Source organism: Nitrosopumilus sp. S6 (assembly GCF_054515815.1).
Genome location: NZ_JBTNRI010000004.1, coordinates 20,596 through 35,554 on the forward strand (window position 1 = coordinate 20,596; position 14,959 = coordinate 35,554).

General features: G+C 31.2%; 27 protein-coding genes. 9 read left to right on the forward strand and 18 right to left on the reverse strand.

Going from position 1 to position 14,959, the window contains the following annotated elements:
* Window positions 1–194 precede the first annotated feature (194 nt).
* Window positions 195–392, reverse strand: a complete 198-nt coding sequence (locus ACX12B_RS03960; protein WP_459352756.1) for a hypothetical protein — start codon at window positions 390–392, stop codon at window positions 195–197.
* 54 nt (window positions 393–446) lie between these two features.
* On the opposite strand from ACX12B_RS03960, the gene ACX12B_RS03965 reads away from it, so the two are divergent.
* Together ACX12B_RS03965 and ACX12B_RS03970 are read left to right on the forward strand one after the other, a co-directional pair.
* Window positions 447–848, forward strand: coding sequence for a hypothetical protein (locus ACX12B_RS03965; protein WP_459352757.1), 402 nt, complete (start codon window positions 447–449; stop codon window positions 846–848).
* A gap of 35 nt (window positions 849–883) precedes the next feature.
* Complete coding sequence (locus ACX12B_RS03970; protein WP_459352758.1) at window positions 884–1,555, forward strand: PD-(D/E)XK nuclease family protein; 672 nt, start codon at window positions 884–886, stop codon at window positions 1,553–1,555.
* 74 nt (window positions 1,556–1,629) lie between these two features.
* Here the strand turns inward: ACX12B_RS03970 and ACX12B_RS03975 are convergent, their stop codons facing one another.
* Window positions 1,630–1,824 (reverse strand): hypothetical protein, encoded by a 195-nt coding sequence (locus tag ACX12B_RS03975; RefSeq protein ID WP_459352759.1) that lies wholly within the window; start codon window positions 1,822–1,824, stop codon window positions 1,630–1,632.
* Between the two features lie 218 nt (window positions 1,825–2,042).
* Window positions 2,043–2,342, reverse strand: coding sequence for a hypothetical protein (locus ACX12B_RS03980; RefSeq protein WP_459352760.1), 300 nt, complete (start codon window positions 2,340–2,342; stop codon window positions 2,043–2,045).
* 107 nt (window positions 2,343–2,449) lie between these two features.
* Between ACX12B_RS03980 and ACX12B_RS03985 the strand changes: the two genes are divergently transcribed.
* The gene (locus ACX12B_RS03985) at window positions 2,450–2,866 is read left to right on the forward strand and encodes a hypothetical protein (RefSeq protein WP_459352761.1); all 417 of its coding nucleotides are present in this window, start codon (window positions 2,450–2,452) and stop codon (window positions 2,864–2,866) included.
* Window positions 2,867–2,941: 75 nt separating this feature from the next.
* On the opposite strand, the gene ACX12B_RS03990 is transcribed toward ACX12B_RS03985, so the two are convergent.
* Together ACX12B_RS03990 and ACX12B_RS03995 are read right to left on the reverse strand one after the other, a co-directional pair.
* Entirely contained in the window at window positions 2,942–3,466 is a 525-nt protein-coding gene (locus tag ACX12B_RS03990) for a hypothetical protein (protein WP_459352762.1), read from the reverse strand.
* 43 nt (window positions 3,467–3,509) lie between these two features.
* Window positions 3,510–3,719, reverse strand: coding sequence for a hypothetical protein (locus tag ACX12B_RS03995; RefSeq protein ID WP_459352763.1), 210 nt, complete (start codon window positions 3,717–3,719; stop codon window positions 3,510–3,512).
* A 257-nt stretch (window positions 3,720–3,976) separates the two neighbouring features.
* Here ACX12B_RS03995 and ACX12B_RS04000 point away from each other — a divergent pair, with 257 nt between their 5' ends.
* Window positions 3,977–4,150 carry a hypothetical protein gene (locus tag ACX12B_RS04000; RefSeq protein WP_459352764.1) on the forward strand — a complete coding sequence of 58 codons (174 nt, stop codon included), beginning with the start codon at window positions 3,977–3,979 and terminating at the stop codon, window positions 4,148–4,150.
* A 21-nt stretch (window positions 4,151–4,171) separates the two neighbouring features.
* Here ACX12B_RS04000 and ACX12B_RS04005 read toward each other — a convergent pair whose 3' ends face one another.
* The gene (locus tag ACX12B_RS04005) at window positions 4,172–4,522 is read right to left on the reverse strand and encodes a hypothetical protein (protein ID WP_459352765.1); all 351 of its coding nucleotides are present in this window, start codon (window positions 4,520–4,522) and stop codon (window positions 4,172–4,174) included.
* A gap of 69 nt (window positions 4,523–4,591) precedes the next feature.
* Between ACX12B_RS04005 and ACX12B_RS04010 the strand changes: the two genes are divergently transcribed.
* Entirely contained in the window at window positions 4,592–4,825 is a 234-nt protein-coding gene (locus ACX12B_RS04010; RefSeq protein ID WP_459352766.1) for a hypothetical protein, read from the forward strand.
* Window positions 4,826–4,952: 127 nt separating this feature from the next.
* Here ACX12B_RS04010 and ACX12B_RS04015 read toward each other — a convergent pair whose 3' ends face one another.
* The 8 genes from ACX12B_RS04015 to ACX12B_RS04050 all read right to left on the reverse strand — a co-directional run bounded on the left by ACX12B_RS04015 (window position 4,953) and on the right by ACX12B_RS04050 (window position 8,572).
* The gene (locus tag ACX12B_RS04015) at window positions 4,953–5,345 is read right to left on the reverse strand and encodes a hypothetical protein (protein ID WP_459352767.1); all 393 of its coding nucleotides are present in this window, start codon (window positions 5,343–5,345) and stop codon (window positions 4,953–4,955) included.
* A 41-nt stretch (window positions 5,346–5,386) separates the two neighbouring features.
* Window positions 5,387–5,542 (reverse strand): hypothetical protein, encoded by a 156-nt coding sequence (locus tag ACX12B_RS04020; RefSeq protein ID WP_459352768.1) that lies wholly within the window; start codon window positions 5,540–5,542, stop codon window positions 5,387–5,389.
* A gap of 366 nt (window positions 5,543–5,908) precedes the next feature.
* A complete protein-coding gene (locus ACX12B_RS04025; RefSeq protein WP_459352769.1) occupies window positions 5,909–6,370 on the reverse strand; it encodes a hypothetical protein in 462 nt (153 codons plus the stop codon).
* Window positions 6,371–6,436: 66 nt separating this feature from the next.
* A complete protein-coding gene (locus ACX12B_RS04030; protein ID WP_459352770.1) occupies window positions 6,437–6,670 on the reverse strand; it encodes a hypothetical protein in 234 nt (77 codons plus the stop codon).
* A 426-nt stretch (window positions 6,671–7,096) separates the two neighbouring features.
* Window positions 7,097–7,246: a hypothetical protein gene (locus ACX12B_RS04035; RefSeq protein WP_459352771.1), complete on the reverse strand. Its 150-nt coding sequence runs from the start codon at window positions 7,244–7,246 to the stop codon at window positions 7,097–7,099.
* A gap of 118 nt (window positions 7,247–7,364) precedes the next feature.
* On the reverse strand, window positions 7,365–7,703 hold the full coding sequence (locus tag ACX12B_RS04040; protein ID WP_459352772.1) for a hypothetical protein: 339 nt from the start codon (window positions 7,701–7,703) through the stop codon (window positions 7,365–7,367).
* Between the two features lie 34 nt (window positions 7,704–7,737).
* On the reverse strand, window positions 7,738–8,328 hold the full coding sequence (locus tag ACX12B_RS04045) for a hypothetical protein (protein ID WP_459352773.1): 591 nt from the start codon (window positions 8,326–8,328) through the stop codon (window positions 7,738–7,740).
* A 40-nt stretch (window positions 8,329–8,368) separates the two neighbouring features.
* Window positions 8,369–8,572 (reverse strand): hypothetical protein, encoded by a 204-nt coding sequence (locus tag ACX12B_RS04050; protein WP_459352774.1) that lies wholly within the window; start codon window positions 8,570–8,572, stop codon window positions 8,369–8,371.
* A gap of 57 nt (window positions 8,573–8,629) precedes the next feature.
* Between ACX12B_RS04050 and ACX12B_RS04055 the strand changes: the two genes are divergently transcribed.
* From ACX12B_RS04055 to ACX12B_RS04065, 3 genes are all read left to right on the forward strand, one after another.
* Window positions 8,630–8,878, forward strand: a complete 249-nt coding sequence (locus tag ACX12B_RS04055; protein ID WP_459352775.1) for a hypothetical protein — start codon at window positions 8,630–8,632, stop codon at window positions 8,876–8,878.
* A gap of 666 nt (window positions 8,879–9,544) precedes the next feature.
* Window positions 9,545–9,748: a hypothetical protein gene (locus ACX12B_RS04060; protein WP_459352776.1), complete on the forward strand. Its 204-nt coding sequence runs from the start codon at window positions 9,545–9,547 to the stop codon at window positions 9,746–9,748.
* A 39-nt stretch (window positions 9,749–9,787) separates the two neighbouring features.
* On the forward strand, window positions 9,788–10,324 hold the full coding sequence (locus ACX12B_RS04065; protein ID WP_459352777.1) for a hypothetical protein: 537 nt from the start codon (window positions 9,788–9,790) through the stop codon (window positions 10,322–10,324).
* Window positions 10,325–10,337: 13 nt separating this feature from the next.
* Here ACX12B_RS04065 and ACX12B_RS04070 read toward each other — a convergent pair whose 3' ends face one another.
* From ACX12B_RS04070 to ACX12B_RS04080, 3 genes are all read right to left on the reverse strand, one after another.
* Window positions 10,338–10,604, reverse strand: a complete 267-nt coding sequence (locus tag ACX12B_RS04070) for a hypothetical protein (protein ID WP_459352778.1) — start codon at window positions 10,602–10,604, stop codon at window positions 10,338–10,340.
* 87 nt (window positions 10,605–10,691) lie between these two features.
* Window positions 10,692–10,823, reverse strand: a complete 132-nt coding sequence (locus ACX12B_RS04075) for a hypothetical protein (protein WP_459352779.1) — start codon at window positions 10,821–10,823, stop codon at window positions 10,692–10,694.
* A gap of 166 nt (window positions 10,824–10,989) precedes the next feature.
* Window positions 10,990–11,307: a hypothetical protein gene (locus tag ACX12B_RS04080; RefSeq protein ID WP_459352780.1), complete on the reverse strand. Its 318-nt coding sequence runs from the start codon at window positions 11,305–11,307 to the stop codon at window positions 10,990–10,992.
* Between the two features lie 93 nt (window positions 11,308–11,400).
* Here ACX12B_RS04080 and ACX12B_RS04085 point away from each other — a divergent pair, with 93 nt between their 5' ends.
* Entirely contained in the window at window positions 11,401–13,086 is a 1,686-nt protein-coding gene (locus ACX12B_RS04085; RefSeq protein ID WP_459352781.1) for a helicase C-terminal domain-containing protein, read from the forward strand.
* Between the two features lie 155 nt (window positions 13,087–13,241).
* On the opposite strand, the gene ilvD is transcribed toward ACX12B_RS04085, so the two are convergent.
* The gene (gene ilvD, locus ACX12B_RS04090; protein ID WP_459352782.1) at window positions 13,242–14,918 is read right to left on the reverse strand and encodes a dihydroxy-acid dehydratase; all 1,677 of its coding nucleotides are present in this window, start codon (window positions 14,916–14,918) and stop codon (window positions 13,242–13,244) included.
* Window positions 14,919–14,959 lie beyond the last annotated feature (41 nt).

A 14,959-nucleotide genomic window follows, 5' to 3' on the forward strand; every position in this document is an offset into this window, starting at 1 on the left:
CATTAAAAAATCAATTCTTCCAAAAACCCTTTTTTGAGCCTACAATTCTCGTTTTTTGCCCCATTTGTGCTCTATTTGCAGATGATCTTCTAATTTTTTGGGTGTCCTTAACACAACATTGCAAATAAGACATTTGTAACTCAAGGAGATTATTAGGATGGTTTTAGTTTAAAATCGGAGGTTATTGTGAAAAACTATTCTTCATCAATAGTTTTGTTATATTCTTCTACTTTTTTGTTATATTCTTCAATCTCTTTATTTTCAACATCAGTATCATCAAACAATTCTGGATTTTCTTCTTGTGCCTTTTTCATCAATTTTGAAAATGTCTCTGGATCATCTTTTTGCAATTCTAGCAAAATTTTCCCAATTGAATCGTCTAGATTACTCATAAATTTACTGAAAAATCGTGATACTTAACAGATACTGTAATTCTCTGATAGAGTATGCCTTTAGATAAAATGACTAACACTGAAGATTTTATTCCTACCCACAAATCTGTCATTTTACATATTCAGGGAAAACCAGTTTCATGTATCATTGATACTCAAAATAGTTATGACCTGATAAAGGACAATCATTCGCTTCAAGCTAATCTTACAGGATTTTTGAACAAAGATGAGGAACTTGGTCTTTTAATGGGGTTCCAATTAAAAATAAAAACTGACGAACAATTCTTTCAATTTACTGTATATCCTAATGATGAATTTATTGAAACTCTGATCTTTGATGAGCGAATTTTCATAATAAATGAAAAAATGGAAACTCTTTTTTCTTTAAAAATTAATACTGATCAATTCGTAAAAACAAAGTCTGAATTTGATAAATTTCAAAAGATGATCAAATGACTTAGCATTAAATTACTAGTATTCTAAATTAATTCATGCCTAATTTTGCTCAGATGCTGAAAATAAGAGAACCTATGTTACTTGACCGAGAGGATGGACATTGGTATAAAACAAAATTTGATAAAATCTATCCTTCAATTAACACAATTCTATCTGCAACTGCTCCTGAAGAAAAGAAAAATGGCTTAGCATCTTGGAAAGAAAATGAACCCGCTCATGAATACATTACAGCGCAATCTCAACATATTGGAACTCAGTCTCATCAAATCATTGAAGATTATTTGAGTAATAAACTGAATTTGGAAGAATTTGATTTACTTCCTATTGCTCACTTTCATAATTTGAAATCGTATTTAGAAAATATCTCTGATGTTACATGTATTGAACAACGAATGTATTCAGACAAACTAAAGGTTGCAGGAACTAGTGATCTTATTGCAAAATACAATGGTGAACTATCCATTATCGATTATAAAACAAAAAGAAAACCTCAAGTTGATGAATACATGTATGAATATTATTTGCAAACTACCTGTTATGCTCAAATGTTTCAAGAAGTCACAGGACAAAAAATTAACCAAGTGGTAATACTTGTCAGTAGTGAAAAAAATACTCGTCAAGAATTTGTTAAAACATGTGATGATTATCTTGAACCATTGTATGAACGCCTTGAAAAATATTATTTAAACAACGAAGTGATGTCATGAAATCTTGGATACCTCCTGCAATTTTGATAGTTATTTTATCTGGTGTTTTAATTTACATGTCTTATGGAAAATAATTATTCTCGTGCACACCCGCATTTTACATAAACAACTTTGAATTCACCTTCACTCTTGATGTTGTGAGACATTGGTTTTCTACAATGCTGACATTCTGTGAATCCGTGATATTCTTCAACTAAAACAACTTTGTATTGCCATGATTTTGATTTTTCATCCCAATATACTGAATTGATCTCAGTTGGATTCTCCATGGTTGTATTTTTAATGTGACAATATTTGAGAATTTCTAGGCTTGGTCTAACTATATAGAATCATAGAATATCATAGTTCCTTTACTGAAGATCTATTTACTTTGGAGTCATGATATAATTATGAAGTTTGAAGAATTTGATTTCATCGAATGTTATGATGACGATGATTATGACTTCGATGACGATTAGTTAGTTTTCTTAACTAATCATTTGATATTTTATTTTCTAGGTCTTTTTCGAGGATTTTTCTCATAATATTTTTCGACATTCTCATTCCATACTTTATTTTCTGGCAAACGTGAACGTGGATGAGGTCTTTTGCCTTTTTTTGATAATAATTCACTATTTTCTTCGTAAAATCTATCAATTTCTGTGATCAATACATCTAGAAATTTTGATGCATCTTTAGCTTCTTGACTTTTAGGATCTCTATGTGATAATATTGATTTTACAAGGGTATCTACTCTGGCTGTTTTTATCTTGTATTCGTAGCGAACTCTATTTTCAAATGTGATCATTAGGCTTTTTTCTATAATTCACTAGTGTATATTCATTTCATTTTTAGAATAATTTGATGTAAGAATTTAACCTTCAAGTTTAAATTCACAAAATTTACAAAAAAATCATGTCTGAAAAATCACAAAATACTGATTTTGATTTATTTGAAAGAATAAATAAAAAATATTTTCTAGAATTAGAACAAAATGTTCCTCATATACAACAAACATTATTTGATTTACAAAATGAGTATTACAAATTATGGAAGAACTATGTAACTTCTCAACTTTCTCTTCAAAAAGAATTCATGAACAAATCTGGTTTTGATTATTTATTTTCAGATGCTACAAAAGACATAATTGAAAACATGTCTGATGAGACAATAAAATTCCGTTCCATCTTGCATAAAATGACCGTTACAAATATTGAGCAAGGAAAAAATTATGCAAAAACAATGAATGATAATTCTAAAACTTTTGTTGATCTAAATAGAAAGATACTCCAAAATTGGATTTCAATGTTTAAAACATATCAAAATTCTTAGTGCAAAAAAATCTTCAATTGATACTATCTTGGTGATGTGTTTGTCGATATTTTTATGGTGTGTGTAATATCTAGTTTAGATTTTTGATAAAATCTTCTTTTTTGTTTCCTGAAATTCTTTTACAGTAATTAATCCCTGTTTTTTTAGCTTTCCAAGTTTTTCTAATTCTTCAAGATGTTTTTGGGCGGGTGTTCTCAATCTTTTTGAAATTTTCTTTTTAACTGTACCTGATTTTGCAGATTTTCTGAGTTTGGTGGTGAGGCTTGTTTTCTTTTTTGATATTGCTTGGCTGATCTCAAATCCTTTCTTCTTTGCATGTTTGATAATTTCATCGGATTTTTGTTTGGTTACATCATCTACAAGTTTGTGATTTTTTGCCATTTTGCCTAATTCTAGGGTTTTTTTACGTGCTAACCTGCTCTGATATTTCAAATCTTTGATTATCTCATTTTTTGTCTTTCTCTTGAAGCGTCGTGTATATTCTTCAATTACTAGGACTGGAAATGGACTGTATTCCACATCTAAATAATATTTGATAATTGTGTCATCTGGTAATTTTTTGAGATATTCTTTTATTGATTTTTCTGATTTTAACATCATAGTTTTTTGTTAATTCATTCTCTTAAAAAGATTGATTTAATGATTATATCTTGAATCTATTTTCTTGATATTCCTCATCATAGATTTTTTTAACTTTTTCTTCTTCAAATAATTTGGTCAGAATTTCTTCAATTTCTTCTTCTACTATGTTAAACCTTTTCTGAATGTGTCGTATTGCAGTTGTTTCATTAATCTCTGATCTGTTTTTGATATATTCAAAAATTTTTTCTTTAATGTCTGTATCTTGATTCACAATTAATCATTGCATGAATGTTATTTTAAAATTAGTATACAGAAATTAATGTACATTCCATAGAACAAACGTTTGAATTTGTATTGAAATTTTTTCCACAAACTTTACAGTTTTTTTCCATGTTACGTTTTAGAAAATTTTTCTATTAAATGCTTTGAAAATTAGTCTCTTCTAATTAGTGTCCACTAATTAGCGTGACCTAATTAGTCTGTTCTAATTTTACTATGGTTTAAATTTATTTTCAACAAAAACAAACTATGAAAGATTCATCTTGTCGAAAGTGTGGTGGCCAACTACAAGTGTATAAGAAATGTAGTGTTTGCTCTAAACCAAATCAATTTAGATGTGAAAAACATGGACACACTACAGATGAAGAACTCCATCTACAATGCATGATGATTCACATGGATCATACTATTCTTTCAAGCTAGATTGAAAATATTCTTTCTAAATTATTCATTCCAGATAGGTTGTGATTTTAACCATGCAATCAAGTCTTTGTATAACTTACTTTTGCTCATATTTAGTACTCCGATTTCAAGATTAGTTGAGGATTTTACTGTCTTGGTATAGTTTTCATACTTTGCAAAAATGATTTTGTCAAGATACATCTCATTTTGCATCTCTTTTTTAGCTAATTCTTCGGATTCTGTCATTGCAAAACTGGCAAAAAGTACTCCGTCAACCCAATATGCATTAGCAGATTCTAGTGAAGACATCATGCCGATAAGATCGTCTAAATCTAATTTGATCATATCTCGAACATAGATTTTGTCATATGGTTTATGGACAAATTCTGTCATATTGTGAATCCTTTGTGTAGTTTAATGAATATTTGGAAATTTTATAACTAGTTTTTAACAAATTAATTTATGACTGAAACATCTGATACTTCTGAACATGACTTGTTTGTTACAGAGTTTCCTAAACAAGGTTATGGGATAGTGGATTATCTTCAAGGCCGTGTACATTTTGCGTTACTTGATCAAATGAAACTCATGCATACTTCTGGTATGACTCCAAATCAAATTAAAGAAACAATCATGACTCGAGTAACTGAAATCATTGAAAATTTTGAGCCTGAAAAAGAGTCAAAAAGTCCTTGATTCCATCTTTGCTGAATCTGCCATAATGATTTTGTGGCATTTACAATAACAATTAGTATGTGGCATATCATTATCCATTCTATATTTGCACTCTTTGGTATGTTCTATTACTGACAATTTCTTTATGTTATTCTTTGGTTGGGTCGCGACTAAGTATGTTTAGAACATGTTCAACAATTTGTTTTTGACCACCTTCATGAACATCTGTTCTTACTGTGTCTGAACCCATACTAACAAAGATCAGATTGTCATCTCCTAGCGGAAATGTCATTCTTGTAATCTTTTCAAATGCTGCTACTGCATACAAACCATTTCCAATTTTTGGCCGGAGTTCTTTTCTTCCTTTCCAAGCTTGAGCAGCTCTTTTCAGAGATGCCTCAGTTTCTTGTTGTGACAAATAGTTTGTCACACCATCTCTATGGCTTGTAGCAAGTATGTTTCCTTCATTATCTGTGACTATGCTATGTCGTATGTTTACGTCTGAATCCATTATTCTCTTTAAGAGATTTTCAAAATTCATGCCATATTTTACGTCAAAATGTTACTTAAGCAGTTCTAAATTTATGATGATTTTTTGTATTCAAAATATTCTTGTATCTCTATGTTGAGTTTTTTTATCAGTGACTCATCCGTGAAATCTGATTTTTTTAACAAATCCCATGTCTCTTCAATTCCTTGTTTTAAGACAAATAATGTTCTTTTATCATCACAATGCATATTCTTATTTTTTTGATTATATGATTTATGTATTAAAATGAAAAAAATAACCCTTAGATTTTTCTAAGGTGTTTCGTCAATGCTGATTTTTTTACACCAGCAGTCTGGACTGCATGAGAATTCAGGCATGTTACTCATCAGATATTAGCCATGAAAGGCCAATTGCTTCTTCCCATGTTGGATTGTTATTATTATTATTCATGATTTGGTATGGGGAATTTTGTATTTAACAAGAATGAATGATTTATCAGTATCAAAGATATGAACAAATTAGTAGTTATTCTTTATATCAAATTTTCATAATTATCGTTACCCGACCATAGATGGTATGATTCAAATTTTTTTGAATCCTACCATTTTTTAGTTTTACAATGTTGACATTTTTTCATAATAGAATTCTTGTTTTTTCAAATCTTTTTCATTGATAATTCTAAATTTTCTAATTGGGATGAGTTTTGATACTTCTTCATATGTGGTGATATCTATGGCATCTGCTGCAAAAGCAATTTGTAAAAGTGGCGCCTTTTCTACTATGACTGGTTTAACCTGATTATATCCACTGCTTTGTCTCATTCCTGTTCTAAACAATCCAATATGTTTATCGCTCTTTGAAACTTGAGGATCTTGATAGCAACATAATGCAAATTCATCTTCTTCTTTTTCGATAATTGTTAATCTGGTAAATTTTTCACTCCAATTCTCAATATTTTTTGAGATTTCCACAGCTTCATCTTTGTCTTCAAAAACGATTGAAACTACTATTCTGTCTTTTTCATGAGCCCATGAAATACCGTAAAAGTTTTTTCTCCAATCTATCTCAAATGCCATGTAATTCCTAAAAAAATCTCACATTAATTCTTTCTAATGGTTGATGATGTGTGTAATAAAAAAATACTAGCAATCTTTGTCACATTCACATTTTCTGCTTGTAAACAGATTTTTGAATGCTTCAAATCTTGACTGGGTAATTGATGGTTTTGTTCTTCCAACAATTTTGAATAATTTGATCCCAGTCTCAGAGCTAGTTCCTTTTAATGCCCATGAACCATTTTTCATGAGATATGGTTGTGGGTCTTTCATAGACACTTTTTTTCGTGCCTTGATATCATATGCCTCTATTACTGACATGTGCCCTATTTACAAAATTTCTATTACTAATTACAAGTGAATTTTTTCGCAGTATGTAGCTGAAAAATAATTTTTTTCAAAACAAAAAAGAGAATCAAGGCGTGATTCTCAATGAAGATATTTCACACTCGCATGCTTCTCTTTTCCCACAATATGGGCAGTTACAGTCACAATATAGTAATGCAACTCCACATGTTGTACATTTGGTATATTCTGCAAAATCATCTCTCATAATGTCTAAATGCACTGCAAAATTGATAAATTATCTGCTTGTTATTCTGTAAATTAGTTTCAAATTTTATTTTATTTTAAACAAATGTTTGGAAATCAATTGTTTGTTTTTTTATATTTTGAGCCTGTACTAGTAATAACGCCTTCGATTAGTGGTCTAGGCATGCTATAAACGACCACTACTCCAAGACGTTGTTAGTCTCTTTTTTTTAATAACGCTTCTTCAGGAGTTTTCTCTTTGTTTGATTCCCAATGCCAACTATGATGTTTTTTCCAATGTTTTTCTAGTTCCTCTGCTGTTGGCTCTTTTCCTAAGGGAGTGCCGCATAATTTACACTGTATCATTTTTCTTATTCTCTTCTTTCTTCTTTTTTGGTTTTATTGTGGGATGACATTGTGCAGGTAAATTTTCATCCTCCATACTATCCTGAATTAATTCCTGAAATTAAGTATTTGTTTAATGTTATTTGGATGATTTTGATTTTTTCTTTTTGAAATTATTTGATTTTTGTCTTTTTCTATTTTGTTCTGAATTCATTATTGAATACATTTGACCTGTTTTGCATAATTTCATTTCTCCTGAAATATTATCGTGTATTGACTCTATTTTCCCACTTGATAATAATTCACCAACAACATCCCATGCTTTACTTTCAGATATCTCAAACTTGTATGGAATTGTTGTGACTTTAGTGAAATATCCATTTTCGGAATTTCTTAAAATGAATTTTTCAATTTTTTGTTCAGTAGTCAATGAAGGACCTTTCTTTGAAAATTTTCTATAGGGTCTTCTTTCTGACATGTTTAATCAAAATATGATCTAGTATTTTAGATAATCATTTTGCATTAATTGTATCTGGATCATTATTTCCTGGCAAATATTTATCACCTAGAATACTCTTCATTTTTTCATCAAACTCTTCTTGAAGTCTTGTTAGATACATTTCAGCTTCTGTTTCATCTTCTGGAATGCCTGTATCTGTATCGTAATTGAAACCTGTGGCCAAATGATAAAACTCTTCAAAAAATTCCTTGCAATCAATTACATCTGCATCTGAATCAATTGAAACTACAAAACATTCATTTTCAATTCTGAAATTTAAGCAAATTTCTTCTTCAATCATCACATCTGCCATAACTGCCATGAGATAAGGCACATGTTTTTCGTCAATCTTTCTATTATTTTTGTTTGAAATCCATAACTCCTCTCCATCTAACATGTTGTCAAATGTTCTGACTACTGTATCTCGTATTTCTGAGTCAGGGTAGCCTGATTTTGATTTCCACATACTCTCATCATATTCTTGAGGTTTTACATAGATCACATCAAATCTCAAATCCTCGTTTAACTGATCAAACTCCCAAACTTGTTTGTTAGTCCACATTGGAGAATACTTTCTGATTAATTCTCTTGTAGTTTGGTTCAATACCTGCTTCTGATTTTTCTATTGTTTAATCTTAACTAGATTACTGAATTCCTGATTTTAGATACTCAATAGTACATTCTGCAAGCTCTTTGTCTGAGTGTTTTTTTATGTCATGTTTACAATTGGGACATATTCCTTCCTGTTCTTCAGTAAATTCATCCCCAACTTGTTTCATACAACACTCCATTAATTCTGATGTGGAATGAGATTCCATAGCAAGTTTACATGTTGGACACTCTGTCATATTTTTGTAAATTATTAACTGCTAATAAATTATATTTAATTCCAAGAATCATTTTTTGTGGATTTTCAGAAATTTCAAAATATAAAATGCATTTGTGATAAATCTGTTAACTTTGAATTAATTGATGAGATTGAATGTGATTGGGGCACTCATGTAGTTATTCAGTGTCCTACATGCCAAGAATTGTTTTCAATTGATAATCTGTGTCCTGCATTTCATGATGTCTTAGATTTGGAAAAAAATAATTTTGAACTATTTTCTGAGAAAGAAAAATTTGATTATACCTCAAACCCTCATCCAAATTGATTTGGCCACAGATAAAAGTTGATAATCAATGCCGTGATGCGTTAGTGCGATTATCAACCATCCAGCTACACCTATGGCAATACTTTACTTCTAAAAATTTTCATAAAATGAAAAAACAACATAAAAATTGATTTTTAACCCAAAAAAGTTAATCTGTTTAACTGAACAAAAGTATGAATCCTGCTACTAATGCTACTACTGACATGCCCATCCACATGTAAAATCTATTGTTCATCATAAATTATTGAAATTATCTAAAATTAATAGTTTGAATTTGGAAAGCAAGCAAGTTTGATATCTTTTTTGCATCGACTCTTTGGGAGTTACGGCCAGATATCAAACAAGCAATCACCTTGCTTCCAATATTTGTAATGATTAGTTTCTTCAAAAATTCTTAAAGAAAAGAGTGTCTTGCATTTTGATCAAAAAGGGTTGAAAAAATGATCCATTTTTGTGCCTAATATTTTGAGCCTAGAATGCTTACTGATGTGTGTTCAAAAAATACATACGCTTTCTTTTAGTCTAAACTGTTCCAGATATATCGAGTCATCCGTTTGACGGCGTTCCTATGTTTGCCTTAACCGACCATTCCCCTAGAATCGTTAGCCGTCAAACACACTCTTTTTAACAAAAAATTTTTCAATTCTAAAACTCAATGTCACATGTTTGTTAATCACGTGTAAGGGTATTCAAAAAAATGGAATTCATGAAAAATGTCCTTTCATTCATGATGGAGAATGGGGTGATTCTGAATTAACAGAACATCAAAATTTTCATAGCTCGCAAGAATCTAAAAATTATTCTTGGCTGGGATTTGATACTTTTCAACCTATTGGAAAATTTAGTGGGCGTGATGGAAAACCATCTTAATCACAATCTAATTATTCAGAAATTTTCAAATTGTTAGGTATGGGCGAAAACGAGAATCTATTTTGGACTAAACAACACTCTCTAAAATGGTCTGATTTTAAAGCAGAACATAATCCTGCATCATATGCAGATTCTCATAGTGTGATAAAATATGGATTTACCTGGACAGTTGATTCTGAAAAAATGGGCAGTGAAATACTGTTTTTGATCAAAAACATCCAAGTTTCTGTAGAGTTTTGCCCTTTATTATCTTCAGTTAGACCTTCTGCAGCAAACGATCACTTATTGAAATATGAACAAGGACGTTTTGATCTGGCAGAACTTGTAAAACGCGAAAACATCTCTTATCTACAAACTAAATTTGAAGGTAAGACATTTCCAACGCGAGGGAAAAATGAAGACCAACGAAAACAACTTGCCAAAGAAGATTCTGGTAAAATGATTGCTCAGGAAATTGAACAATTGCAACAAATTCTTGAAAAGAGATTACAAGAATATGATGAATCTACTGATTATGGAGGCAATTTAGAAAAATTATCTGAATACAATTTAAAATTTGAACAATTAAAATTATAAAATCTTGTAGTGCTTAATGTTGTTTCTCAAAAATTTTATTTTCTTGAATGGAATTGATGTAGTTCACTAAACTCCTATAGTATTTTAGATGGAAATCTATATCTCTGATTTCAGTTTGCTTTAACTCTTCTAATTCTGGTCCAAAATCTCTTTTGTCTGATTGAATTTGATTAAGAGTATTCTCATTAACTTCAATCATATGAAACAAGCTGTGAAGAACTTCTTCTTTTGTTAGTGTTCTCTCGCATGATTTTTGCAATATTGCTTCAACCCAGTCCATATTATTTTAAAACCAAGTTGTTATATGACCACCTGAATGTGATTATTTCTTACCTTTACTCTATTTTTTTTAATTGAGGCTGAAAAACTATTTTTTTTGTGCTTTCTTTTTTCTGTCCATTATTTCCTTGTTTCTTTCTGCATCTGAATGGACTTCTACATGGTCATATAGTGCTTCTTTTGAATCAAAAATCTGCTCACAATAGTAACATTGATGCATTGCTACATTACAGCAGTCTTAGATTAATTGTTTTCTCCTATGCTGGGCGTAATATGTGATTAAAAATCAAATGAAAAGAAATTTTGGTGGTTTGTCCTTCATATTGTATACTGCTGTGAGATATTTTTCTAGTAATCTCAAGTTCTTGGTACTATCGTGGAAGAATTTAATGTGTTTCTATTTTAATCTCAGAATTACATGAAGGTAGTTCATTTGTCTCATTTCTGAATTGCTCAATTACTTGCAATTGTAATTCCTTTGGATTGTCTGCAAATACCCTCTGATAAAATTGAGTTTTTTGCATACATTCATTGTCTTCAAATTCAGTATCTACATACTTTGTGAATGTCTCTTCAAGATTGTTGGTTTCCCCAATGTATATTGGATATTTACTTCTATTGTACAGCACATATACCCCTGGATTTGGTTTGACAAATTTTGCACTCTCTAACCAAACTCTCATCTTGTCGTCAAGTAATTCCATGATCTATGGTGTATTTACTAGATATTAAACTAGATTACAATCATTTTGATATTACAAGAACCTTCATGCTTTTAATATAAAGGAAAATCAAGATTGATCCTGTCCCTTTTAGAAAAATTTCCTGAACAGTTTACCCCTAGAGCCATTCAAAAAGAAATTATTGCAGATATTGAAGAGCAATTCCGTTCTGGGTATAAGAAAATTGTTTTGTGTGCTCCTACAGGTGTTGGAAAGTCTTTAGTTGGTGCAACTGTTTCAAAATACTTTGATAGTTCATTTACTGTAACTGCATCAAAACATCTTCAAGATCAATATATCAAAGATATTCCTTTTTTAAAACCCGTTAAAGGAAAACAAAATTTCCCTTGCTTAAAACTAATGTCTGCTGAAAAAGTAGATAATTCTAGGAGAGCTGTAAGATGGGGTCTTACTTGTGAAAAAGGAGAATGTCTTGAACGTACAAGTAAAAATGGCAAAGAGGTCATAGAGACTTGTAAATTCAAGCCCACAATAAAACAAGTTGAAGAAAACACTCATGATTCAAACTCATGTCATTACTATCTTCAAAAATACGAAGCACTAGTTGCAAAACACTCTCTTTGGAATTATCATGCTTTTTTTCAAATTATGAAGTTTAACAAAAAATTATTTGAAGATTATTTGGATAGAAAAGTATCTGTTTTTGATGAGGCTCATAAAATTGAAGACCAAATTATTCAATTTGTAGGGTTTGACATATTTGCTGGACAGGTTGATGAATGTAATCTTAATGCTGAAAAATATGATTTTACAGACTTAGATTCTATGATATCTTTGACTGACGATATTGCATATTCTTATGCAAAAAAAATTAAGGACATAAAAGAAAGTCCTGGATTTGAAAATAATCCTGATTATGAATTGATTTCAAGGTTGGAAAGACGTTATGATAGAGCAGCTCAAGCAAAAATTGACATTGCAAATGACAAAGATAATTTTGTTGTCAATGATCCTATCCGTGACTTGAATGGAAATTTTAGAACCATATCTGTAAAACCTATTGATGTTTCAAAATTCGCAAATGAGTTTTTTGAAACAGAATATCAAATTTTCATGTCCGCTACAATCGATAAACAAAGTTTTTGTGAAAATATGGGTTTAAACCAAGATGAAGTGGCATTTGTAGATGCACCAAAATCCCCGTTTCCAATTGAAAATAGAAGAATTGATTTGTTAAACATTAGGCGACTAAGTTATGGCTCTACAGAAGAAGATGAATTAGAAGTAATCAAAACAATTGATCGAATTTTAGATGAACATTCTACTGAACGTGGATTAATCCTTACATCTTCTATTCCACGTTGTCAAAAAATTTTGAGATTTCTTTCACCAAAAAATACTAGACGAATTAGAATTTGTCATAGTAAAAACAAGGATGGAAAAACACAAGATGAAATAATATCTGAACATGCATCGGATCCTACTGGTGTTTTACTTTCATCTTCTCTCTGGGAGGGAGTTGATCTAAAAGATGATCTTTCTCGTTTTCAAATTATTGCCAAGGTTCCATATCCAAACTACAAAGAAAAGCGAACAAAGGCTAAGATGGATAAATTCCCTCTTTGGTATACTTCTCAAACCTTGACAAAACTACTTCAAGGTTTTGGACGCTCTATACGTAGTGAAGATGATTGGGCTAGAACATATGTTCTTGATGCTGCTGCAAATAATGTCTTTTTCAAAGCACAACAGATGATTCCAAAATCATACTATGATGTTTTAGGAATAGAAAATCTGTAGTAGATAACAGGTTCAATAATATGATAATTTAATTTTCTTTTCTGTTATCTCTAGGTTGATTTCTGATCGCTGATCTATAAAGATTATGGACAAATTGATCATCTTTTCTTGAAAATAGATATATGATTGAATAAGTCTAGATTTGAAAAAACTTTCTAAAGATTAGGTTTTGTAATTGCTCCTTCTGCAGCAGAACCTACCAGCGTTGCAAATTTTGCCAAAGCTCCTGTAGTGTAATTTGGCTTTGGAGGATTCCACTCTTTTCTCCTATTTTCCAACTCTTCTGATGATACATGAAGATCAATTATGTTAGTTTCAGTATCTATGGTAATTTCATCATCATCTTTTACAAGTGCTATTGGTCCTCCAACATATGCTTCTGGTGCAACATGTCCTACCATGAACCCTCTTGTTCCACCTGAGAATCTTCCGTCTGTGACCATTGCAACTTTTTTGCCTAATCCTTGACCCACTAATGCTGCAGTTGTTGCTAACATCTCTCTCATACCTGGCCCTCCTTTAGGTCCCTCATATCTAATTACTACAACATGGCCTTCATCAATATCTCCCCTTTTTACAGCTTCAAAGGCTAATTCTTCTCTATCAAATACACGAGCTTTGCCTGTGAATTTTGTCATTTCTACTCCTGCAGTTTTAATGACTGCTCCATCTGGCGCAAGTGAACCTTTGAGAATTACTGCTGTTCCAACGTTGTGGATTGGATTTTCTACTGATCTGATTATTTGTTGTTCTACTTGCGGTAAAACCATTGAATTCAAATTTTCTTTAATTGTTTTTCCAGTAATTGTAATGCAATTTTCATTTAACAGGCCCTTGTCAAGTAATTTCTTTAAGACAAATGGAATTCCTCCAATCTTGTCTAGTGAGTTCATTACATAGTTTCCACCAGGTTTCATATCTGCTATATGTGGTGTCTTTTTTCTAACTCTCTCAAAATCATCATATGTTAATTTGATATTTACTTCATTTGCAAGTGCCAATAAATGTAAAATTCCATTTGTTGAACCTCCAACAGAATTCAACATTGTAATTGCATTTTCAAATGCCTCAAACGTAAGAACTTCTTTTGGTCTTATATCCATCTGCAATGCTTTTGCACATGCTACTCCTGTGTCATAAACCATCTTTTCTCTTCTATCGTCTTCTGCAGGTGGACTTGCACTACCTGGTAATGAAAGACCGATGGCTTCTGAAATTGATGCCATTGTATTTGCAGTAAACATTCCGCCACATGATCCTTCATTTGGACATGCAGTATTTTCAATATTCTTTAAACCCTCTAATGATAATTGACCTGCATCATATGCTCCAACTGCCTCATAAACATCTACAACAGTTAGTTCTTCTCCATTTAACATTCCTGGCATTATAGTTCCACCATAAACAAATACTGATGGAACGTTCAATCTTGCCATTGCCATCATTGTTCCTGGGAGACTCTTATCACATCCTGCAATTCCTACTAATGCGTCATATTGATGTGCTCTAACCATTAACTCTATAGAATCTGCAATTACTTCACGAGAAATTAAAGAAGATTTCATTCCTTCATGTCCCATTGCAATTCCGTCACTTACTGCAATTGTTGAAAATTCTCTAGGTGTTGCTCCTGCATCTGAAACCCCCTCTTTTGCTTTGAGTGCTAATCTTGGAAGGTGAATATTGCATGGTGTAGCTTCATTTCCTGTATGACATACCCCGATCATTTGTTTTGATAAATCACTATCATCTAGTCCCATAGCTTTGTACATTGCTCTTTGAGGAGCACGAGAAGTGCCTTCTACAACATTTCTACTAGAGATTCCTTCCATAATATGGAATTCTTGATTGCTATAATTTAGACTTTGTTTTA